This window comes from Streptomyces sp. NPDC024555, assembly GCF_055559335.1.
Genome location: NZ_JBVHKV010000006.1, coordinates 141,654 through 161,880, shown reverse-complemented (window position 1 = coordinate 161,880; position 20,227 = coordinate 141,654). Strand labels below are relative to the sequence as shown.

The window sequence follows — 20,227 nt, the reverse complement described above, 5'->3', positions numbered from 1 at the left end:
ACATGGACACCAAGAAGAAGGTCGTCGTCTTCGACTACGGCTTCGGCAACGTACGCTCCGCCGAACGCGCCCTGGCGCACGTCGGCGCCGACGTCGAGATCACCCGCGACTTCGACACCGCGATGAACGCCGACGGGCTGCTCGTGCCCGGCGTCGGCGCGTTCTCCGCGTGCATGGAGGGGCTGAAGAAGGCCCGCGGCGAATGGATCATCGGCCGCAGGCTGGCCGGCGGGCGCCCCGTCATGGGCATCTGCGTGGGCATGCAGATCCTCTTCGAGCGCGGCATCGAGCACGGGGTGGAGACCGAGGGCCTGGACGAGTGGCCCGGCACCGTCGGCCCGCTCAAGGCCGACGTCGTCCCGCACATGGGGTGGAACACCGTCGAGGCCCCGGAGGACTCCCAGCTGTTCGCCGGGCTCGACGCCGGCACGCGCTACTACTTCGTGCACTCCTACGCGGCGCACGACTGGACCCTCGAAGTCACCAACCCGCAGATCCGTGCCCCCCGGGTCACCTGGGCCACCCACGGCGAACGGTTCGTGGCGGCCGTGGAGAACGGCGCGCTGTGGGCCACCCAGTTCCACCCCGAGAAGTCCGGCGACGCCGGCGCCCAGCTGCTGACCAACTGGATCGAGACGCTGTAATGCCCAAGCTTGAACTGCTCCCCGCCGTAGACGTCCGCGACGGCCAGGCGGTCCGCCTGGTGCACGGCGAGTCCGGCTCCGAGACCTCCTACGGCTCGCCGCTGGAGGCCGCCCTGGCCTGGCAGCGCTCCGGCGCCGAGTGGCTGCACCTGGTCGACCTGGACGCCGCCTTCGGCACCGGCGACAACCGGGCGCTGATCGCCGAGGTGGCCGGCGCCATGGACATCAAGGTGGAGCTCTCCGGCGGCATCCGCGACGACGCCACGCTCGCCGCCGCCCTCGCCACCGGCTGCCGACGCGTCAACCTCGGCACCGCCGCCCTGGAGACCCCGGAATGGGTCGCCAAGGTCATCGCGGAGCACGGCGACCAGATCGCCGTCGGCCTGGACGTGCGCGGCACCACCCTGCGCGGCCGGGGCTGGACCCGCGACGGCGGCGACCTCTACGAGACGCTGGCCCGCCTGGACTCCGAGGGCTGCGCCCGCTACGTCGTCACCGACATCGCCAAGGACGGCACGCTCCAGGGCCCCAACCTGGAGCTCCTGAAGAACGTCTGCGCCGCCACCGACAAGCCCGTCGTCGCCTCCGGCGGCGTCTCCTCCCTGGACGACCTGCGGGCCATCGCCTCGCTCGTCCCCGAGGGCGTCGAGGGCGCGATCGTCGGCAAGGCGCTGTACGCGAAGGCGTTCACCCTGGAAGAGGCGCTGGAGGCGGTCTCCGCATGACCGCGTCCGCACCCGCGCGCCGGGGAGGTGCCCGATGACCCTGGCCGTACGCGTCATCCCCTGCCTCGACGTGGACAACGGCCGCGTCGTCAAGGGAGTCAACTTCCAGAACCTGCGCGACGCCGGCGACCCCGTCGAGATGGCCAAGCTGTACGACGCCGAGGGCGCCGACGAGCTGACCTTCCTCGACATCACCGCCTCCAGCGGCGACCGGGAGACGACCTACGACGTGGTGCGCCGCACCGCCGAGCAGGTCTTCATCCCGCTCACCGTCGGCGGCGGCGTCCGCACCGCCGACGACGTCGACAAGCTGCTGCGGGCCGGCGCGGACAAGGTCGGCGTCAACACGGCGGCCATCGCCCGCCCGGAGCTGATCCGGGAGATCGCCGAGCGCTTCGGCCGCCAGGTCCTGGTGCTCTCCGTGGACGCCCGGCGCACCCCCGCCGGCACCTTCGAGGTCACCACCCACGGCGGGCGCAGGGGCACCGGCATCGACGCCGTCGAGTGGGCGCACCGGGCCGCCGAACTGGGCGCGGGCGAGATCCTGCTCAACTCCATGGACGCCGACGGCACCAAGGACGGCTACGACACCGAGATGATCGCCGCCGTCCGCGCGCACGTGACCGTGCCCGTCATCGCCTCCGGCGGCGCGGGCCGGCTCGCGGACTTCGCGCCGGCCGTCGACGCCGGGGCCGACGCGGTGCTCGCCGCGTCCGTCTTCCACTTCGGTGATCTGCGGATCTCCGAGGTGAAGGGCGCCCTCGGAGAGGCCGGACACCCGGTCCGCTGAACCACCGCCCGGCCGGCTGCCGGGTGACGGGGCCGCACCGCTCAAGGGCGGTGCGGCCCCGTCGTCGTGCTCCGGGACCGGACGGCGTCCCGCTGTGCACGCGCACAGCCGGACGCCGTCCTTCCTGGGAGCGCGCACCGCAAGCCGGGACGCGGGGAGCGGCGGCGGACGCATGTCTTCCGGCCCTGTTTACGCGGAAGTAACGTGCCGGACGTGACTTCCTCGACGACCGTGCACAGTCCGCTCCGGCTGTACGGCCGCAGCGGTGAACTCGCCATCATCGACACCCTGTTGACCCGCCTTCGGTACGGCGACGGAGGCGCCCTGGTCCTCACGGCGCTCCCCGGGACCGGCCGCACCGCCCTGCTGGAGAGGGCCGCGGCCCTCCACCGCGACCGGCACACCGGCCCCGTGCTGTACGCCACCGCCGACCCCGCCGAGCGGCGGCTGCCGTTCAGCGGACTGCACGCCCTGCTCTGCTCGGCACCGGGCCCCCTCCCGGTGCCGCCGGACCGGCTGCTGCGCGAGGGCATCGCCCCCGCCGCGCTGCTCGCCCTGCTGCGCGAACTCGGCGCGGACCGGCCGCTCCTGGTCTGCGTGGACGACGCCGACGCCTGGGACGCCCGGTCGCTGGCCGCGCTCGTCTTCGCGGCCCGCAGACTCGGCGCGGGCAGCCGGGTCGCCGTGCTGGCCGCCGCCGGGGAGGGGACGGGGCTCGCCGGGCTGCCCGCGCTCCGGCTCGGCCCGCTCGACGACGACGCGGCGGCGGCCCTCCTGGACCGGATCACCGGCGCCGGGGGAGCGGCGGACCCGGTGGACCCCGTGGACCCGGTGGTCCGGGGCGAACTCCTGCGCGAGGCGGCCGGCAACCCCCGGCTGCTCACCGGCCTCACCGCCCGGCTCACCCCCGGCCAGCTCGCCGGCCGCACCGCGCTGCCCTGGCCGCTGCCGGGCGCCGAGGACGTCCTGGAGGCGCACGCCGCCCGCCTCGACGCCCTGCCCCCGCCCACCCGCGCCCTGCTGCTGCTCGCCGCCGCAGCCCACGCGCACGAACCCGAGGGGACCGGGGCCGACACCGCCCTGCTGCTGCGCGCCGCCGCCGCGGCCGGGCTCGGCACCACCGCCCCGGACCTCGCCCTGCGCACCCCCGCCCGCACCGCGGGCCTCCTCCAACGGGCGGGCGACCGCGTCCACTTCGGTCACCCCCTGCTGCTCCGCGCCGTCCTGCACCGCGCCCCGCCCCGGCAGCTCCGCGCGGCACACGGCCTCCTCGCCGCCCTGCTGACACCCCCGGCCCGGACGGACCGGCGGACCACGGACCGCGCGCAGCCCCTCGCCGCCCCGGCGCCCGGAGCCCCTGCCCCGTCCGCCGCCGGGCGCCCCGCCCCCGGGGCCGCGGCGCTGCCCGCGCTCGTGCAGTGGGCCTGTGCCGCCGACGGGCCCGACGACCGGCTGGCCGACGCGCTGGAGGCCTCGGCCACGGCGCCGCGCCCCCCGGGCGAACGGGCGGCGGCGCTGGCGCGCGCCGCGCGGCTGACCACCGACGAGACGGTACGGGCCGGGCGGTTCGCCGCCGCCGCCGAACAGACCCGGCTCGCCGGGGACGCCGGACGGGCCCGCGCGCTGCTGGCCCGGGTGGGCGCGCGGACCCCGCACGGCGGCGCCCATCTCGTACGGGGGCTGCTCGCCCTGGGCGACGGGCCCGCCGCCGACGCCCATCAGGTGCTGCTCACCGCGGCGGACCTCCTCGCCCCGGCCGATCCGGGACGCGCCCTGGAGGCCCGGCTGGCCGCCGCGGAGGCCGCCTGGGCGATGGGGGACGCGCTCGCGTACCTGGACGCGCTGAGCCGGGCCCCGGTCGCCGCCGATCCCGCGCTCGTGCCCTACCGCGACGGTGTCCGCGCCCTGCTGCGGGGCCATCTCGCGGAGGGGCGCGGCCTGTTGCGGCGCTGTCTGGAGGACTCCGGCGGGACGGGGGACCCGGTGGCGCTGCTGAGGGGCGCGGTCTCGGCCCTGGTGCTGGGCGATCTGGAGGCCGCCTGCCGCTGCGGGACCAGGGCGCTCGCCGCCGTACGGGCCACCGGCACGGAGGCGCTGCTGCCGCAGGCGCTGGAGCATCTGGCCTACGCGGAGCTGCGGGCCGGCCGGCACGCCCGCGCCCGTGCCCACGCGCGGGAGGGCCTGCGCGCCGCCTCCCGCACCGGGCAGCCGAACGCCGCCTCCCATCTGCACGCCGTCCTCGCCCTCGCCGCCTCCGTGGAGAGCGGCCCCGAGGACTGCGCCGGCCACGCCGAGGCGGCGCTCGCGGGTGCCGGGCCGCACGGTCTCGCCCAAGCTGCCACCCTCGCCACCTGGGCGCTGGCCCGCGCCGAACTGGCGGCCGGACGCTGCGGCGAGGCCGCGGCCCGGCTGGACCCCCTCGTCCGCCCCGGCCCCCGGCGCGGCCACTTCGCGACCCGGATGCTGGCCGTGCCCTGCTATGTGGAGGCGTCCGTGCTGGCCGGCCGGGCGGACCGGGGGAGGGGCGGCGGCCCGGTCGCCGAGGCCGTGGCGGAGTTCGCCGTCTGGGCGACCCGGACCACCGACCCCCAGGTCCCCGCCCAACTGGCCCGCTGCCGCGCCCTGCTGGCCGCGCCGGGGGACGCGGCCGGGCGGTACGGGGAGGCGCTGGCCCATCACGACCGGGCGGGCGGCGACTTCGAACGCGCCCGGACGCAGCTGCTGTTCGGGGCGTGGCTGCGCCGGCGGCGCCGTACCCGGGAGGCCAGGGAGCCGCTGCGGGACGCCCTGGTCGGGTTCGAACGGTGCGGCGCGCGGGCCTGGACCGACCGGACCCGCGGCGAACTGCGGGCGGCCGGTGAGGCGGCCCCGGCCCCGGCCGCGCACGGCGGCCCCGATCCGCTGACCGCGCTCACCCCGCAGCAGGCGCGGATCGCCCGCTGCGTGGCCGAGGGGGCGACCAATCGCGAGGTGGCGCTCCGGCTCTCGGTGAGCACCCGGACCGTCGACCACCACCTGCGCAATGTCTTCGCCGCCCTCGGGGTGCGCTCGCGGACCGAACTCGCCCGGGTGCTGGACCACTGAGGGCCGCACCGGCCCCGGGGAGCGGCCGTGTGGCGCGGAGGTTGCAGGACCGTGATGAGAAGGAGGCCGCAGACCCCTAGGTACCGACCGGCCGGTATGCCATATTGCGGACGTCAGGATGATTCGGTGTGCTCATGCCCAACGCCGGGCTGGGCGAACCGGAGCCGGCCGATTCCGAGCCGGCCGATCCCGGTGGAGGCCGCCATGCCGCAGGTCGTACATTCACGGGTCAGGGCGCTGCACGGACCGCCCCCCGTCGCGCCGATGCCGCGCCGCTTCCGTTCGCTGGCCGATCGCGAGGCCGTCGCCGTACTGCACCGGGCCGCCCGGGTGCTGGTGGAGGCGCTGCCGGAGCTGACGGACCGGCTCGTCGAGGCGCTGCGCGAGCGGGAACCGGCCTACCGGTCGGCGATCGAGGCCGACGCGGCGGAGATCTGGCAGGAGGTGCACCACTCGCTGCGCCACAACGTCGCCTCGCTCATCCAGCCCCGCGAGTTCCGGGAGGCCGCCCACCGCACCTCCCGGCGGATCGGGGAGGTCCGGGCCGAGCAGGGCCTGCCGCTCGACGCCGTCCTGCACGCCTTCCGGCTGGGCGGGGCGATGGTCTGGCAGGACCTCGTCGACGAGACCGGGCGCCGGCACCCCGAGGACGTCCGGCTCCTGGTCCATGTCGCCGCCGATGTCTGGAACTTCGTGGACGAGCACTGCGCGGTCGTCGCGGACGCCTACCGCCGCACCGAACGCCGGCTCGTCTGGCGGCGCGAGAACCGGCAGCGCCTGATGACGGCCGCGCTGCTGGACGGCACCGCCCAGATCGCCGAACTCCCCGACGCCGCCGCGATGCTGGGCCTCCCGGAACGCGGCCGGTACGCCGTGCTCGCGGTCGCCGCCGCCCGCCGCGCCCCGCACGGCACCGCGCGTCCGCCGCTCGCCCTGCCCGCCGGGACCGACGCGCTCTGGCACCCCGGCCCCGAGGCCGAGTTCGCGATCCTGCCGCTGGCCCGCGCCGAGGACCCGGAGCCCGCCGCGGCCGGGACGGAGAACGCGGCGCCCGGCTCCCCCCTCGACGCCGCCGACGCCGAACTCGCCGCGCTGGCGGCCGGTCTGTCGGTGCCGGCCGGGGCCCGGGTCGGCGTCGGTTCCGTCGTCGAGGGGCTGGCGGCGCTCGGGGAGGCCCGGCGGCTCGCCGAGACCGCGCTGCGGGCCTGCCCGGCCGGCGGCGGGGTCGTCCTCCTCGACGAGCATCTGCCCGCCGCGCTCGTCGTCTCCTCGCCGGACCTCGGCTCGGCGCTCGCCGCCCGGGTCCTGGGGCCGCTGGACCGGCTGGACCCGGCCGACCGCGAGGTGCTCATCGAGACGCTGACCGCCTGGCTCGACTCGGACGGTTCGGCCCAGCGGGCGGGCGCCCGGCTCTACTGCCACCGCAACACCGTCCTCAACCGCCTCCGCCGCTTCGAACAGCTCACCGGCCGCTGCCTCACCCGCCCCTCGGACGCCGTGGAGGTCTCCCTCGCCCTGGCCGCCCGCCGCCTGCTGACCGCGTAACGGCACCCGCCGACCCGGCCGAGGGGGCGCGGTGCGGGGCCGCGGGCGGCCCGGCACCGCCCGGCGCCCTGTGTCCGCGCACAGTCCCGCCCGGCACCGGCTGTACGCGCGCAGCGCACCCGTGCCCTTCGCTGTACGCGGGTCCCGGCGGCTGATGCCGTGTCCGGCATGCCCCTCGTGCCCCCGGCGTCGCCGCCGCCTCCGGTGTTCCGTGCCCGTTCCGTGTTCCGCGTCGTCCCCGGCCCGGGGGTGCGCCGGTGAGCGGCGGGTTCGACGCGCGGTCGCTGGCCGTGGTCGTCTTCCTCGGGTTCGTCGCCGTGTCCCTGCTGCTGTGCGGGCTGGCGGCGGCCGACCAGGACGATCCGGAGCACTTCTACGCGGGCGGCGGCGCGGCGCTGGGGCCGGCCGGGAGCGGGCTGGCCATCGCCGGTGACTACCTCTCGGCAGCCACCCTGCTCTCGACCACCGGGTCCGTCGCGCTGGCCGGCTTCGACGGGGTCCTCTTCGCCGTCGCCACGGTCGCCTCCCTGGTGCTCGTGATGCGGGTCCTGGCCGAACCGCTGCGCCGCGCGGGCGTGTTCACCCTGGGCGACTTCCTCGCGGAACGGCTGGGCGATCCGGCCGTGCGCCGGGCCCTGGGCGTCACCGTGCTGGTCGTGCTGGCACCGCTGCTGCTGGTGCAGCTCACCACGGCGGGGCGGGTGATGGCCGCCGTGTTCGGACTGCCCGAGGGCGCGGTCACCGCGTGCACGGTGGCGGGCGGCGCGCTGATGGTCTGCTACTCCGCCGTCGGCGGGATGCGCGGCACCGGGCACATCCAGATCCTCAAGGTCGTCGTGGTGCTGCCCGCGGTGGCCCTGCTCGCCGGGCTGGTGCTCGCCCGCTACGGAGGGAACCCGTTCGCCCTGGCCGCGGCGGCACGCGACGGCAGCGGGGCGGGCGCCGGCTATCTGCGGCCCGGTCTCCAGTTCGGCCACGGCCCGGCCGGGGTCCTGGACCTGATCGGCTTCCAGCTCACCCTGGTCCTCGGCGCCGCCTGCATGCCGCACCTCATGATGCGGCTCCACCCCCTGCGCGACCGCCGGACCGCGCGCCGCGCCACGGTCTGGGCGGCCGTCCCGGTGGCCCTGCTGTGCGCCGGGGTCGTGGTGGTCGGCCTCGGCGCCTCCGCGCTGCTCGGCCACAAGGCCGTCCGGGCCGCCGACCCGGCGGGCGGCACCGCGCTGCTGCTGGTGACCGGAGCCCTGGACCCGGGCGCCGCCGGCCCGCGCGACTCGCCGCTCTTCGCGTTCGTGGCCTGCGCCGTGTTCGCCACCACGCTCGCCGCCGTCGCCGGGATCACGCTGGCCGTCGCCTCGTCCCTGGCCCGCGACCTCGCCCCGCGGACCGGCTCCGGCGGCTCCGCCCGGCGGGAGATCCTGCGGGCCCGGCTCGCCGTCGTCGCGACCGGGGCGCTCGCCGTCTGGGCCTCCACCTACACCCACGACCGCAATCCGCAGGTCCTGCTCTCCCTCTCCTTCGCGGCCGCCGCCTCCGTCCTGCCGCCGGTCCTGCTGTACGCGCTGTTCCGGCCCGGGTTCGGCGCGCGCGGGGTGCGCTGGACCGTGTACGGGACGCTGCCGCTGATCGCGGTCCTCATGGTGTTCTCGCCGGCCTTCTCCGGTACGCCGGTCGCGCTCCTGCCGTCCCGCGACTTCCACTGGTTCCCGCTCCAGACCCCCGGCCTGGTGGCGATCCCGGCCGGCTTCCTCCTCGCCCACCTCGGCTCGCGCACCGGCCGGCGGACGCGGCGGCGCGCGGCGCACGCCACGGCGGGGGAGGCCCCTCGGAGTCGTACAACTTTTCTTGCGCAATAGATATTGCGCAACTTTTCTTTCCTATCTACCGTGGAGGCATGACCAGCAAGGAATCACGGCGGATCTCCGACCTCGGCACGCTCAAGGCGCTCGCGCACCCCCTGCGGATGAAGCTCTACCGGGCCCTGTACGTCGCCCGGCAGGCCACCGCCTCCCAGCTCGCCGAGCAGGTCGACGAGGCGGTCTCGCTCGTCAGCTACCACCTGCGCAAGCTCGCCGACCACGGACTGATCGAGGAGGCCGAGCGCGAGGGCGCGGACGGCCGCGAGCGCTGGTGGCAGCCCGCCTCCGAGGGGCTGAGCTTCCACGACGAGGACTTCAGCGACGCGCCCGAGAAGGTCGCCACCCACAGCGCCGCCAGCCGGCTCTCCTTCGACCAGCACGTCGAGATGTACCGCCGCCACCTCGACAGCCGCCGCGCATGGAGCCCCGACTGGCGCGCGGCCTCCTTCGCCTCGGAGTACCTGGCCCGGCTCACCGCCGAAGAGCTCGCCTCCCTCGAACGCGAGCTGAACAGCACCATCAAGCGCTACGAGGCCGAGGGCCGCGCCCGCGAGGAGGCCGGGGACACGGAAGGCCGCGAGAACGTCGCGGTGCACCTGTACGGCTTCCCGTTCCGCACCTGATCCGGCCCCCGCCGATCCGGCCACCCCGAGAGGACCGCGCCCCGTGACCGCCACCCTGCCCGCCGTCGAGGCGGCCGCCCGCCCCGCCCACCGCGACCGCAACGTGCTGCGCTGGCTCGGCGCCTACACCGCGTCCACCGTCGGCGACAGCGTCTACTACATGGCCCTCGCCTGGGCGGCCGCCCGGACCGGCAGCGCCTCCCAGACCGGACTGGTGCTCGCCGCCGGCTCGATACCCCGGGCCGTGCTGCTGCTCGGCGGGGGAGTCCTCGCCGACCGGCTCGGCCCGCGCCGCGTCGTCGTCGCCAGCGACACCGCCCGCTGCCTGGTCGTCCTCGGACTGGCCGGGGCGCTCCTGCTCACCTCGCCCACCGTGTGGCTGCTGGTCGCCGTCGCCCTCGTCTTCGGCGCGGTCGACGCCCTGTTCCTGCCCGCCGTCGGCGCGCTGCCGCCCCGGATCACCGCCGCCTCCCAGCTCGCCCGGGTCCAGGGCATGCGCGGACTCGCCACCCGCACCGCCAACGTCGTCGGCGCCCCGCTCGGCGGACTCGCCGTGGCCCTCGGCGGCCCCGTCCTCGCCTTCGCCGCCGCCGGCGTCCTCTTCGCCGTCTCGCTCCCGCTGCTCCTCGCCGTACGGATCGCCCCGCTCCCCGCCCACGAGGCCGAGGGACCGGAGACCGGGGCCGGTCCGGCCCGCACCGCCCTGCGGGACCTGACCGACGGACTGCGCTACATCCGCCGCCACCGCGTGCTCGGCCCCCTGATGCTCGTCGTCGCCGTCAGCGAACTGGGCTTCGTCGGCCCCCTCAACCTCGGCCTGATCCTGCTCAGCGAGGAACGCGGCTGGGGCGCCTCCGGCATGGGCTGGGTCGTCGCCGCCTTCGGCACCGGCGCGGGCCTCTCCGCCCTGCTGCTCACCGTCCGGGGCCGGATCCCGCGCGCCGGGCTCGTCATGTGCGCCACCGTTCTGATCGGCGCCGGCGCGATAGCCGCCGTGGCGTATCTGCCTTCCGTCCCCCTCGCCGCGGGCGCCGCCGTCCTCGTCGGACTCCTCGCCGGGCTCGGCGGCTCCCTGTGCGGCGCGCTGATGCAGAGCACCGCCGACCCGGTCTACCTGGGCCGCGTCACCTCGGTCTCGACGCTCTTCACCCACGCCCTGGCACCGCTCAGCTACCCGGTCACCGGCGCCGCCGTCGCGCTCTGGGGCACCGGCCCGGTCTTCGTCGCCAGTGCCGCGCTCTGCGCGGCCGGCGCCCTCATCGGCCTCGCCCTCGCCCCGCTGCGCCGCGCGGAACTCCCGGACTGAAGCCCGTACGGCCCGCGGCCCCGCGCTACATCCCCAGCTGAGCCGTCGTCACCCGGCCGATCGCGTCCTGGTCGCCCTCCAGCTCCACCCGCGCCGCCGCCTGCCGGCCGAACGCGAACAGCAGCAGCTCACCCGGGTCGCCCGTCACCGTCACCACCGGGGTCCCCTTGTGCGCCACCGCCGTCTGCCCGTTCGGCCGCCGCAGCACCAGCCCCACCGGGGCCTTGCGCCCCAGCATCCGCGCCGCCTTCTCCGTACGCGACCACAGCACGTCGGAGAAGACCGGATCCAGCTCGCGCGGCGTCCACTCCGGCTGCGCCCGGCGCACGTCCTCGGTGTGCACATAGAACTCGACCGTGTTGGCCACCTCGTCCAGCTGCTTCAGCCCGAACGGGGACATCTTCGGCGGACCCGTACGGATGAGCTGGATCAGCTCCTCGTACGGCTTCCCGGTGAACTCGGCCAGGACCCGCTCGCTCCGGCTCTTCAGCGGGCCGATGACGATCCCCGCCGCCGCGTCCGGGCGGCGCTCCCGCACCACCACATGGGCGGCCAGATCGCGGGCGGTCCAGCCGTGGCAGAGCGTCGGGGCCTCCGGGCCCACGGCCTCCAACAGGTCGGCGAGCAGAAGTCGTTCGCGCTTCGCATGGGTCGACATGCCCGCCAGCGTACGACCGCCGTCCCCCGTCCGCCCAGTGGACGCGGCACCGGCCGCGCCCCGCCACCACGCACAATGGAGCCATGACCAGCACGCCCGGCACCCCCCGGCCCGCCAGCGACCTCGACCCCGCCATCGCCGCCCGCCTCAAGCGCGGCGCGGACGGACTGGTCCCGGCCATCGCCCAGCAGTACGACACCGGCGAGGTGCTGATGCTCGGCTGGATGGACGACGAGGCACTGCACCGCACCCTCACCACCGGCCGCTGCACCTACTGGTCGCGCAGTCGCCGGGAGTACTGGGTCAAGGGCGACACCTCCGGCCACATCCAGGTCGTCAAGTCCGTCGCCCTGGACTGCGACGCCGACACCGTCCTCGTCAAGGTCGACCAGACGGGCGCCGCCTGCCACACCGGCGACCGCACCTGCTTCGACGCCGACCGCCTGCTCGGCCAGTAGGGTCTGCGGCCATGGACCTCGACACCTTCCGCAAGCTGGCCATCGACCGGCGCGTCATCCCCGTCACCCGCCGGCTCCTCGCGGACGGCGACACCCCCGTCGGCCTGTACCGCAAGCTCGCGGGCGAACGCACCGGCACGTTCCTGCTGGAGTCCGCGGAGAACGGCCGCACCTGGTCGCGCTACTCCTTCATCGGGGTCCGCAGCGCCGCCACCCTCACCGTCCGCGACGGCGAGGCCCACTGGCTCGGCGCCCCGCCCGTCGGCGTCCCCGTCGACGGCGACCCGCTGGACGCCCTGCGCGCCACCATCGAGGCCCTGCACACCCCGCACGACCGGGAGGCCGGACTCCCGCCCTTCACCGGCGGCATGGTCGGCTACCTCGGCTACGACATCGTCCGCCGGCTGGAGAGGATCGGCGACAGCGGCGGCGACGACCTGAAGCTCCCCGAGCTGACCATGCTCCTCACCTCCGACCTCGCCGTCCTCGACCACTGGGACGGCAGCGTCCTGCTGATCGCCAACGCGATCAACCACAACGACCTGACGAGCGGGGTCGACGAGGCGCACGCCGACGCCGTCGCCCGGCTCGACGCGATGGAGCGCGATCTGCGCCGCCCCGTCGAGAACGCCCCCGCCGCCCTGCCCGCCTCCGAGCTGCCGCCGTACACGGCGCTGTGGGGCGGCCCCGCCTACCAGGAGGCGGTCGAGGACGTGAAGGAGCGCATCCGGGCCGGCGAGGCCTTCCAGGTCGTGCCCTCCCAGCGCTTCGAGACCCCGTGCACGGCCGGCGCCCTGGACGTCTACCGGGTGCTGCGCGCCACCAACCCCTCGCCCTACATGTACCTCTTCCGGTTCGACGGCTTCGACGTCGCCGGATCCAGCCCCGAGGCGCTCGTCAAGGTCGAGGACGGCCGCGCCATGCTCCACCCCATCGCCGGCACCCGCCACCGCGGCGCCACCCCGCAGGAGGACCAGGCCCTCGCCGACGAACTCCTCGCCGACCCCAAGGAGCGCGCCGAGCACCTGATGCTCGTCGACCTCGGCCGCAACGACCTGGGACGCGTCTGCGAACCCGGCAGCGTCGAGGTCGTCGACTTCATGTCGATCGAGCGCTACTCCCATGTGATGCACATCGTCTCCACCGTCACCGGCACGGTCGCCGAGGGCCGCACCGCCTTCGACGTCCTCACCGCCTGCTTCCCCGCCGGCACCCTCTCCGGCGCCCCCAAGCCCCGGGCCATGCAGATCATCGAGGAACTCGAACCCACCCGCCGCGGGCTGTACGGCGGCTGCGTCGGCTACCTCGACTTCGCCGGGGACTCCGACACCGCCATCGCCATCCGCACCGCCCTGCTGCGCGACGGCACCGCCTACGTCCAGGCCGGCGCCGGTGTGGTCGCCGACTCCGACCCGGTCGCCGAGGACACCGAATGCCGCAACAAGGCCGCCGCGGTGCTCCGCGCCGTCCACACCGCCAACCGGCTCCACGCCCGCTGAGCACCGCTCCGGGCCAGGGGCGCGGTGGGGCCGTGCGGGCCGGTAGGGGATAGTGGGACATGTGAGTGCTGTCCCCGTACCCCAGCCCCGTGCCGAAGCCGCCACCGCGCCCGACGGCCCGGGAAACCGCCGCAGTCTGGCGTCCGGCCTGCTCCTCGGCGCGGCCGGCGCCACCGTCGTGCTGCTCTCCTCCGGGCAGACCTGGGCCGACGGCAAGGCCGAGGTCGGCGGCGGAAGCCTGGCGCTCAGCGCCGAGGGGCAGGACGTCACCGGCCTGCCCGCGGCCCTCGCCATCGTCGGCCTGGCCGCCCTCGTCGCCGTCTTCGCCGTCCGGGGCACCGCCCGGCTCGCCGTCTCCGGACTGCTGGCCCTCAGCGGACTCGGCGCCGCGCTCAGCGCCTACCTCGGCGCCTCCGACAGCACGGCCCTCGACGAGCAGGCCGCCCGGACCACCGGCGACACCGCCGCGACCATCCACGCCCTCGGCCACACCGCGTGGCCCTTCGTCACCGCGGCCGGCGGTCTGCTCATCCTGGCCGCAGGGCTGATCGCCCTGCGCTGCGGCAGCCGCTGGCCCACGATGTCCGGCCGCTACGAGCGCGACGGCACCCCCCGCCCCCGCAAGGCCACCCGCGCCCCCGACCCGGACCGCCCCGAGGACCTGTGGAAGGCCCTCGACCGCGGCGAGGACCCGACGCGCGAGGCATGACCCCCAGCTCACGTCCTACCCGCACGTACGGGACAATGTCCCTGAGCTGACCGCAGCGGCACCGCCCGCGCGCACAGCGACCCGAGCGAACCCATCAGCGCAACACCAACGAGGAGCAACTCATGGCGGGCAGCAGCCACGGACACACCCCGGCCGCCTGGACCGGTGTCATCATCTCCTTCATCGGCTTCTGCATCGCGGGCGTCTTCATGGTCGCGGCCAACCCGCTCGGCTTCTGGGCCGGAATCGTGGTCGTCTTCCTCGGCGGTGTCGTCGGCCTCGCGATGAAGGCCGCCGGCCTCGGCATGCCGAAGGAGTCGGCGGAGCTGGCGGCGGCCCGTGCCCGTGCCGGACAGGCGCAGACCTCCTGAAGCCCTTTCCCGTACGCGCGAGGCGCAGCCCGGTCCGGGCTGCGCCTCGCCGTGCTTCCGGCGACAATCACCGGGTGGACGCATCGCCTTCCCCCGCAACCGCCCCGGTCCCCGGCCCGCCGCCCGGCACCGGCCGCCCCGGTCACCCGCCCGCCCCGGCCCCCGTCCCGCGGATCCGGCGGCTCGCCGTCCCGGCCGGGGTGCTGGCCGCCGTCGTCGGGGCCTTCGGCTACGTCGCCACGGTCGACCCCAACGAACCGGGCCACTACCCCGTCTGCCCGCTGCTCCGGCTCACCGGCGTCCTCTGCCCCGGCTGCGGCGGCCTGCGCAGCGCCCACGCCTTCGCCCACGGCGATCTGGCGGCCGCGCTCGGCGCCAACGCCCTCGCCGTCGTCGGCTACGTCGCCTTCGCCGCCCTGTGGGTCCTGTGGGCGCGGCGCGCCTGGTCCGGGCGCCGGCTGCGGATCGAACCCCGGCCCGTCCACTGGTGGGCGTTCGGCGCCGTCCTGCTGGTCTTCTCCGTGGTCCGCAACCTGCCGATCGGCTCGGCGCTCGCCCCCTGAATGCCCAGGTAGTGGGACATCCACCAGTCGGATGCGGGTCCTGCGCCCCGCTGCGGATACCATCGGGACGTCCGACCCGTTCCCTTGTCACCGTCCCGGAAGGGGGCCTCTCGCGTGAGTGTGCTCGACGAGATCATCGACGGCGTCCGCGCCGACCTCGCGGAGCGGCAGGCGCGCGTCAGCCTCGACGAGCTCAAGGAACGCGCGGCCCGCGCTCCCCAGGCCAAGGACGGAGTCGCCGCCCTGCGCGGCGAGGGCGTGACCGTCATCTGCGAGGTCAAGCGTTCCAGCCCGTCCAAGGGGGCCCTCGCGGCCATCGCCGACCCGGCCGCGCTCGCCGCGGACTACGAGGCCGGCGGCGCGTCCGTCATCTCGGTCCTCACCGAGGAGCGGCGCTTCGGCGGTTCCCTGGCCGACCTGGAGGCCGTCCGCGCCAAGGTCGACATCCCGGTCCTGCGCAAGGACTTCATCGTCACCTCGTACCAGCTGTGGGAGGCCCGCGCCTACGGTGCCGACCTCGCCCTGCTGATCGTCGCCGCCCTCGAACAGGAGGCGCTGGTCTCCCTGATCGAGCGCGCCGAGTCCATCGGGCTGACCCCGCTGGTCGAGGCGCACGACGAGGAGGAGGCGGAGCGCGCGGTCGACGCGGGCGCCCGCATCATCGGCGTCAACGCGCGCAATCTGAAGGACCTCAAGGTCGACCGCTCCACCTTCGAGCGCGTCGCCCCCGAGATCCCCGACCACATCGTCAAGGTCGCCGAGTCCGGTGTCCGCGGCCCGCACGACCTGATCGCCTACGCCAACGCCGGCGCGGACGCCGTGCTGGTCGGCGAGTCCCTGGTCACCGGCCGCGACCCGAAGGCCGCCGTCGCCGACCTGGTCGCCGCCGGCGCCCACCCGGCCCTGCGGCACGGACGGGGCTGACCCGGCCGTGTCCCTCCTCCCGCACCCCGAGCCCGTGCGCTGCGCGCTGCCCTCGTGGCACCGCGGCTGCCGGGCCCCGGCCCGCCGTGTGCGCGGCCGGCGGGTGCGGTACGTGATCGGCGCCGAGCCCGGACAGGTCAACGGCATGCGATGGCGCACGGGGCCCGCGCTGTAGAGCGAGCCCCGGCCTCCGCACCGGCCCCGCCCGCGAGGGCGGCGGCCTCGCGCGGCCGCAACCGCCCCGGTCCCCGGGGCGGCGCTCCGCCCACGGCGCAGACGGTGACATCACCCCTGCCAGGACGAGGAGCACGTTCCGCATGTCTTCCGACTTCTTCATTCCGGACCCCGAGGGTCTGATCCCCAGCGCCGAGGGGTACTTCGGCGCCTACGGCGGCAAGTTCATCCCGGAGGCGCTCGTCGCCGCCGTGGACGAGGTCGCCGTCGAGTACGACAAGGCCAAGTCCGACCCCGCGTTCGCCGCCGAGCTGAACGCGCTCATGGTCGACTACACCGGCCGCCCCAGCGCCCTCACCGAGGTCCGGCGCTTCGCCGAGCACGCCGGCGGCGCCCGCGTCTTCCTCAAGCGCGAGGACCTCAACCACACCGGCTCGCACAAGATCAACAACGTGCTGGGCCAGGCGCTCCTGACTCGGCGCATGGGCAAGACCCGGGTCATCGCCGAGACCGGGGCCGGCCAGCACGGCGTCGCCACCGCGACCGCCTGCGCCCTCTTCGGCCTCGAATGCACCATCTACATGGGCGAGATCGACACCGAGCGGCAGGCGCTGAACGTGGCGCGCATGCGGATGCTCGGCGCCGAGGTCGTCGCCGTGAAGTCCGGCTCCCGCACGCTCAAGGACGCCATCAACGAGGCGTTCCGCGACTGGGTCGCCAATGTGGACCGCACCCACTACCTCTTCGGCACGGTCGCGGGCCCGCACCCCTTCCCGGCGATGGTCCGCGACTTCCACCGGGTCATCGGCGTCGAGGCCCGGCGGCAGATCCTGGAGAAGGCGGGCCGGCTGCCGGACGCGGCGGTCGCCTGCGTCGGCGGCGGTTCCAACGCCATCGGCCTCTTCCACGCCTTCGTCCCGGACGAGGGCGTCCGCCTGGTCGGCTGCGAGCCGGCCGGACACGGGGTGGAGACCGGCGAGCACGCCGCGACCCTCACCGAGGGCGAGCCCGGCATCCTGCACGGCTCGCGCAGCTACGTCCTCCAGGACGACGAGGGCCAGATCACCGAGCCGTACTCCATCTCGGCGGGCCTGGACTACCCGGGCATCGGCCCCGAGCACGCGTATCTGAAGGACATCGGCCGCGGCGAGTACCGCGCCGTGACCGACGACGCGGCCATGCAGGCCCTGCGGCTGCTCTCCCGCACCGAGGGCATCATCCCGGCGATCGAGAGCGCCCACGCGCTGGCCGGCGCGCTGGAGATCGGCAGGGAGCTGGGCCCGGACGGCCTGATCCTCGTCAACCTCTCCGGACGCGGCGACAAGGACATGGACACGGCGGCCCGCTACTTCGGGCTGTACGACACCGACGCGGCCGTCGAGGCCGACGCGGCCGGCACCGGCGCGGAGATCGAGGGGGACGCCAAGTGAGCGGCAACATCGAGCTGCTGAGCTCCACCCTGGCGGCGGCCAGGGCCGAGGACCGCGCCGCGCTGATCGCGTACCTGCCGGCCGGCTTCCCGACCGTCGACGGCGGCATCGCGGCCGTCAAGGCCGTCGCCGAGGGCGGTGCCGACGTCGTCGAGGTGGGGCTGCCGCACAGCGACCCGGTCCTCGACGGCCCGGTCATCCAGACCGCCGACGACATCGCGCTGCGCGGCGGCGTCCGCATCGCCGACGTGATGCGCACGGTCCGCGAGGCGTACGAGGCGACCGGCATCCCGATCCTGGTGATGACGTACTGGAACCCGATCGACCGGTACGGCGTGGAGCGCTTCACCGCCGAGCTGGCCGAGGCGGGCGGTGCCGGGTGCATCCTGCCCGACCTGCCGGTCCAGGAGTCCGCGCTGTGGCGCGAGCACGCCGCGAAGCACGGTCTGGCGACCGTGTTCGTCGTGGCGCCCAGCAGCCGGGACGAGCGGCTCGCCACCATCACCGAGGCCGGTTCCGGCTTCGTCTACGCCGCGTCCCTGATGGGTGTCACCGGCACCCGGGCCTCGGTCGGCGAGCAGGCCCAGGACCTGGTCCGCCGCACCCGCGCGACCACGGACCTGCCGGTCTGCGTCGGCCTCGGCGTCTCCAACGCCGAGCAGGCCACGGAGGTCGCGGGCTTCGCCGACGGCGTCATCGTCGGTTCGGCCTTCGTCAAGCGGATGCTCGACGCGCCCGACGAGGCGGCCGGCCTCGACGGCGTCCGGGCGCTGGCGGCCGACCTGGCCGAGGGTGTTCGAAAGCGCTGACACCGCACCTCACCCGAACGGGTGGATCTGGGACCGGGGAGGCACGCGAGTGCCTCCCCGGTTCGTTGCTGCGGGTGTGAGCGAGAAGAACCAAGAGGGAAAAAGGGCCGCGCGAGACCGGCTGGCCCAGCAGCGCGAGCAGGCGAGGGCGCGCGACCGCCGGCGGCGCACGCTGATCGTCTCCGCCGCCGTGGTGGGCGTTCTGGGCCTGGCCGCCGTCATCGGCGTGATCGCGGCGAACAGCGGCGGCAAGGGCGACAAGGCCAAGGCCTCCGGGCCCACGGTCGCCCCGTCCGGGGCCACCGGCAAGGACAGCCTGACCATTCCGGTGGGAGCGGACGACGCCCCGTCCACGCTCACCGTCTGGGAGGACTTCCGCTGCCCGGTCTGCGCCCAGTTCGAGAACGCCTTCCGTGACACCATCCACGAGATGGAGCAGAGCGGCGCGCTCCGGGTCGACTACCACTTCGCGACCCTGATCGACGGCAATCTCGGCGGCAGCGGCTCGCTCCGCGCGGCCAACGCGGCGGCCTGCGCCCAGGACGCCGGGAAGTTCCCCGCGTACCACGACGTGCTCTACCGCAATCAGCCGCAGGAGTCCGACGACGCCTTCGGCGACAACGACAAGCTGATCGAGCTGTCCAAGAAGGTCGACGGGCTCGACACGCCCGCCTTCCGCGGCTGCGTCGAGGACGGCACGCACGACGCCTGGGTGCAGAAGTCCAACACGGCCTTCCAGAACGGCGGCTTCCAGGGCACCCCGACGGCCCTGCTCAACGGCGAGTCGATCTTCCCCAAGAAGGGGAACGAGCCGATCACCGTGGCCAACCTGAAGAAGTGGGTCGCCGAGGCCAACAAGGGCAAGAAGCCGGGCACCGTCACGGCCAGCCCGTCCGGCTCCTGAATCCAGGGCCGACCGGGGGAACCGATGACCGGCTCGTTACCCAGAAGTTGCCGGACGGGTTGCCGTACAGCCCGTCCGGCAGGGTAGCGTCGACGCTGTCATGAACCTTGCCTACATTCCCAGCCCGTCGACCGGCGTGATCGATCTCGGACCGATCCCGCTCCGCGGCTACGCGTTCTGCATCATCATCGGTGTCTTCGTCGCCGTCTGGATCGGCAACCGGCGCTGGATCGCCCGGGGCGGCAGAGCCGGCACCGTGGCCGACATCGCGGTCTGGGCCGTGCCCTTCGGCCTCGTCGGCGGCAGGCTCTACCACGTCGTCACCGACTACCAGCTGTACTTCAGCGACGGTGAGGACTGGGTCGACGCCTTCAAGATCTGGCAGGGCGGCCTCGGTATCTGGGGGGCCATCGCGCTCGGCGCGGTCGGTGCCTGGATCGGCTGCCGCCGCCGGGGCATCCCGCTGCCCGCCTGGGCCGACGCGCTCGCCCCCGGTATCGCCGTGGCCCAGGCCTGCGGCCGCTGGGGCAACTGGTTCAACCAGGAGCTGTACGGCAAGCAGACCGACCTTCCCTGGGCGCTGAAGATCAGCGAGGGCCCCAACCGGGTCGCCGGCACCTACCACCCGACCTTCCTCTACGAGTCGCTGTGGTGCATCGGCGTGGCCCTCCTGGTCATCTGGGCCGACCGCCGCTTCAAGCTCGGACACGGCCGGGCGTTCGCGCTCTACGTCGCCGCGTACTGCGCGGGCCGCGGCTGGATCGAGTACATGCGCGTCGACGAGGCCCACCACATCCTGGGTCTGCGCCTGAACGTGTGGACCGCCCTCATCGTCTTCGTGCTCGCCGTGGTCTACATCATCGTCTCGGCGAAGCTGCGGCCCGGCCGCGAGGAGATCGTGGAGCCGGGTGCGGTGGAGGCCACGGACACCGACGCGGACGCCGAGGCCGACGCCGGGGACGACAAGGCCGTCACGATGGAGAAGACCGGTACGGAGACCGAGGCGTCCGACGCGAAGCCCGCCGAGGCCGACGGGGACGACCCCGGCACGGACACCGACGCGGACACCGACGCCGACGCGGAAGCCTCCAAGGCGAACGACGAGGCATCGGCGGCCAAGGGCTGACCGGACCGCACCCACGCGAGCGAGGG

General features: G+C 75.0%; 20 protein-coding genes. 19 read left to right on the top strand and 1 reads right to left on the bottom strand.

What is annotated here, in order from left to right; genetic code table 11:
- Positions 1–2 precede the first annotated feature (2 nt).
- From hisH to ACZ4FH_RS12225, 8 genes are all read left to right on the top strand, one after another.
- Positions 3–644 (top strand): imidazole glycerol phosphate synthase subunit HisH, encoded by a 642-nt coding sequence (hisH, locus tag ACZ4FH_RS12260; protein WP_467304199.1) that lies wholly within the window; start codon positions 3–5, stop codon positions 642–644.
- Positions 644–1,369, top strand: a complete 726-nt coding sequence (gene priA / locus ACZ4FH_RS12255; protein WP_467304198.1) for a bifunctional 1-(5-phosphoribosyl)-5-((5-phosphoribosylamino)methylideneamino)imidazole-4-carboxamide isomerase/phosphoribosylanthranilate isomerase PriA — start codon at positions 644–646, stop codon at positions 1,367–1,369. Before hisH ends, priA begins: the two co-directional genes overlap by 1 nt.
- A 34-nt stretch (positions 1,370–1,403) precedes the next feature.
- Positions 1,404–2,159: an imidazole glycerol phosphate synthase subunit HisF gene (hisF, locus tag ACZ4FH_RS12250; RefSeq protein WP_383643603.1), complete on the top strand. Its 756-nt coding sequence runs from the start codon at positions 1,404–1,406 to the stop codon at positions 2,157–2,159.
- Between the two features lie 213 nt (positions 2,160–2,372).
- Positions 2,373–5,243, top strand: a complete 2,871-nt coding sequence (locus ACZ4FH_RS12245; protein ID WP_467304196.1) for a helix-turn-helix transcriptional regulator — start codon at positions 2,373–2,375, stop codon at positions 5,241–5,243.
- 204 nt (positions 5,244–5,447) lie between these two features.
- Positions 5,448–6,788 carry a PucR family transcriptional regulator gene (locus ACZ4FH_RS12240; RefSeq protein ID WP_467304195.1) on the top strand — a complete coding sequence of 447 codons (1,341 nt, stop codon included), beginning with the start codon at positions 5,448–5,450 and terminating at the stop codon, positions 6,786–6,788.
- A 257-nt stretch (positions 6,789–7,045) separates the two neighbouring features.
- Positions 7,046–8,644 carry a sodium/solute symporter gene (locus tag ACZ4FH_RS12235; protein WP_467304194.1) on the top strand — a complete coding sequence of 533 codons (1,599 nt, stop codon included), beginning with the start codon at positions 7,046–7,048 and terminating at the stop codon, positions 8,642–8,644.
- 38 nt (positions 8,645–8,682) lie between these two features.
- Entirely contained in the window at positions 8,683–9,270 is a 588-nt protein-coding gene (locus ACZ4FH_RS12230; protein WP_467304192.1) for an ArsR/SmtB family transcription factor, read from the top strand.
- 43 nt (positions 9,271–9,313) lie between these two features.
- Positions 9,314–10,576 (top strand): MFS transporter, encoded by a 1,263-nt coding sequence (locus ACZ4FH_RS12225; RefSeq protein WP_467304191.1) that lies wholly within the window; start codon positions 9,314–9,316, stop codon positions 10,574–10,576.
- Positions 10,577–10,601: 25 nt separating this feature from the next.
- Here ACZ4FH_RS12225 and ACZ4FH_RS12220 read toward each other — a convergent pair whose 3' ends face one another.
- Entirely contained in the window at positions 10,602–11,234 is a 633-nt protein-coding gene (locus ACZ4FH_RS12220) for a TIGR03085 family metal-binding protein (RefSeq protein ID WP_467304190.1), read from the bottom strand.
- 83 nt (positions 11,235–11,317) lie between these two features.
- On the opposite strand from ACZ4FH_RS12220, the gene hisI reads away from it, so the two are divergent.
- From hisI to lgt, 11 genes are all read left to right on the top strand, one after another.
- On the top strand, positions 11,318–11,692 hold the full coding sequence (hisI, locus tag ACZ4FH_RS12215; protein WP_467304188.1) for a phosphoribosyl-AMP cyclohydrolase: 375 nt from the start codon (positions 11,318–11,320) through the stop codon (positions 11,690–11,692).
- Positions 11,693–11,703: 11 nt separating this feature from the next.
- Entirely contained in the window at positions 11,704–13,191 is a 1,488-nt protein-coding gene (locus ACZ4FH_RS12210) for an anthranilate synthase component I (protein ID WP_467304187.1), read from the top strand.
- Positions 13,192–13,243: 52 nt separating this feature from the next.
- Positions 13,244–13,900 (top strand): TIGR02234 family membrane protein, encoded by a 657-nt coding sequence (locus ACZ4FH_RS12205; RefSeq protein ID WP_383643630.1) that lies wholly within the window; start codon positions 13,244–13,246, stop codon positions 13,898–13,900.
- 122 nt (positions 13,901–14,022) lie between these two features.
- Entirely contained in the window at positions 14,023–14,271 is a 249-nt protein-coding gene (locus ACZ4FH_RS12200) for an HGxxPAAW family protein (protein WP_467304185.1), read from the top strand.
- Positions 14,272–14,345: 74 nt separating this feature from the next.
- Positions 14,346–14,834 (top strand): DUF2752 domain-containing protein, encoded by a 489-nt coding sequence (locus ACZ4FH_RS12195; protein WP_383643635.1) that lies wholly within the window; start codon positions 14,346–14,348, stop codon positions 14,832–14,834.
- 114 nt (positions 14,835–14,948) lie between these two features.
- A complete protein-coding gene (gene trpC / locus ACZ4FH_RS12190; RefSeq protein ID WP_383643638.1) occupies positions 14,949–15,758 on the top strand; it encodes an indole-3-glycerol phosphate synthase TrpC in 810 nt (269 codons plus the stop codon).
- Positions 15,759–15,765: 7 nt separating this feature from the next.
- Positions 15,766–15,933: a tryptophan biosynthesis modulator TrpM gene (gene trpM, locus ACZ4FH_RS12185; RefSeq protein ID WP_383643641.1), complete on the top strand. Its 168-nt coding sequence runs from the start codon at positions 15,766–15,768 to the stop codon at positions 15,931–15,933.
- A gap of 142 nt (positions 15,934–16,075) precedes the next feature.
- Positions 16,076–17,362: a tryptophan synthase subunit beta gene (gene trpB, locus ACZ4FH_RS12180; protein WP_467304183.1), complete on the top strand. Its 1,287-nt coding sequence runs from the start codon at positions 16,076–16,078 to the stop codon at positions 17,360–17,362.
- On the top strand, positions 17,359–18,171 hold the full coding sequence (trpA, locus tag ACZ4FH_RS12175) for a tryptophan synthase subunit alpha (RefSeq protein WP_383643647.1): 813 nt from the start codon (positions 17,359–17,361) through the stop codon (positions 18,169–18,171). Before trpB ends, trpA begins: the two co-directional genes overlap by 4 nt.
- A 76-nt stretch (positions 18,172–18,247) precedes the next feature.
- On the top strand, positions 18,248–19,075 hold the full coding sequence (locus tag ACZ4FH_RS12170; protein WP_467304181.1) for a DsbA family protein: 828 nt from the start codon (positions 18,248–18,250) through the stop codon (positions 19,073–19,075).
- A 100-nt stretch (positions 19,076–19,175) separates the two neighbouring features.
- Positions 19,176–20,201, top strand: a complete 1,026-nt coding sequence (lgt, locus tag ACZ4FH_RS12165) for a prolipoprotein diacylglyceryl transferase (RefSeq protein WP_467304179.1) — start codon at positions 19,176–19,178, stop codon at positions 20,199–20,201.
- Positions 20,202–20,227 lie beyond the last annotated feature (26 nt).

Bases quoted from the DNA above. Each gene is read 5' to 3' on its own strand.
- hisI (WP_467304188.1), top strand. From the start codon at position 11,318: ATGACCAGCACGCCCGGCACCCCCCGGCCCGCCAGCGACCTCGACCCC.
- hisH (WP_467304199.1), top strand. From the start codon at position 3: ATGGACACCAAGAAGAAGGTCGTCGTCTTCGACTACGGCTTCGGCAAC.
- hisF (WP_383643603.1), top strand. From the start codon at position 1,404: ATGACCCTGGCCGTACGCGTCATCCCCTGCCTCGACGTGGACAACGGC.
- trpB (WP_467304183.1), top strand. From the start codon at position 16,076: ATGTCTTCCGACTTCTTCATTCCGGACCCCGAGGGTCTGATCCCCAGC.
- lgt (WP_467304179.1), top strand. From the start codon at position 19,176: ATGAACCTTGCCTACATTCCCAGCCCGTCGACCGGCGTGATCGATCTC.
- ACZ4FH_RS12210 (WP_467304187.1), top strand. From the start codon at position 11,704: ATGGACCTCGACACCTTCCGCAAGCTGGCCATCGACCGGCGCGTCATC.
- ACZ4FH_RS12220 (WP_467304190.1), bottom strand. From the start codon at position 11,234: ATGTCGACCCATGCGAAGCGCGAACGACTTCTGCTCGCCGACCTGTTG.
- ACZ4FH_RS12230 (WP_467304192.1), top strand. From the start codon at position 8,683: ATGACCAGCAAGGAATCACGGCGGATCTCCGACCTCGGCACGCTCAAG.
- priA (WP_467304198.1), top strand. From the start codon at position 644: ATGCCCAAGCTTGAACTGCTCCCCGCCGTAGACGTCCGCGACGGCCAG.
- ACZ4FH_RS12240 (WP_467304195.1), top strand. From the start codon at position 5,448: ATGCCGCAGGTCGTACATTCACGGGTCAGGGCGCTGCACGGACCGCCC.
- ACZ4FH_RS12200 (WP_467304185.1), top strand. From the start codon at position 14,023: ATGGCGGGCAGCAGCCACGGACACACCCCGGCCGCCTGGACCGGTGTC.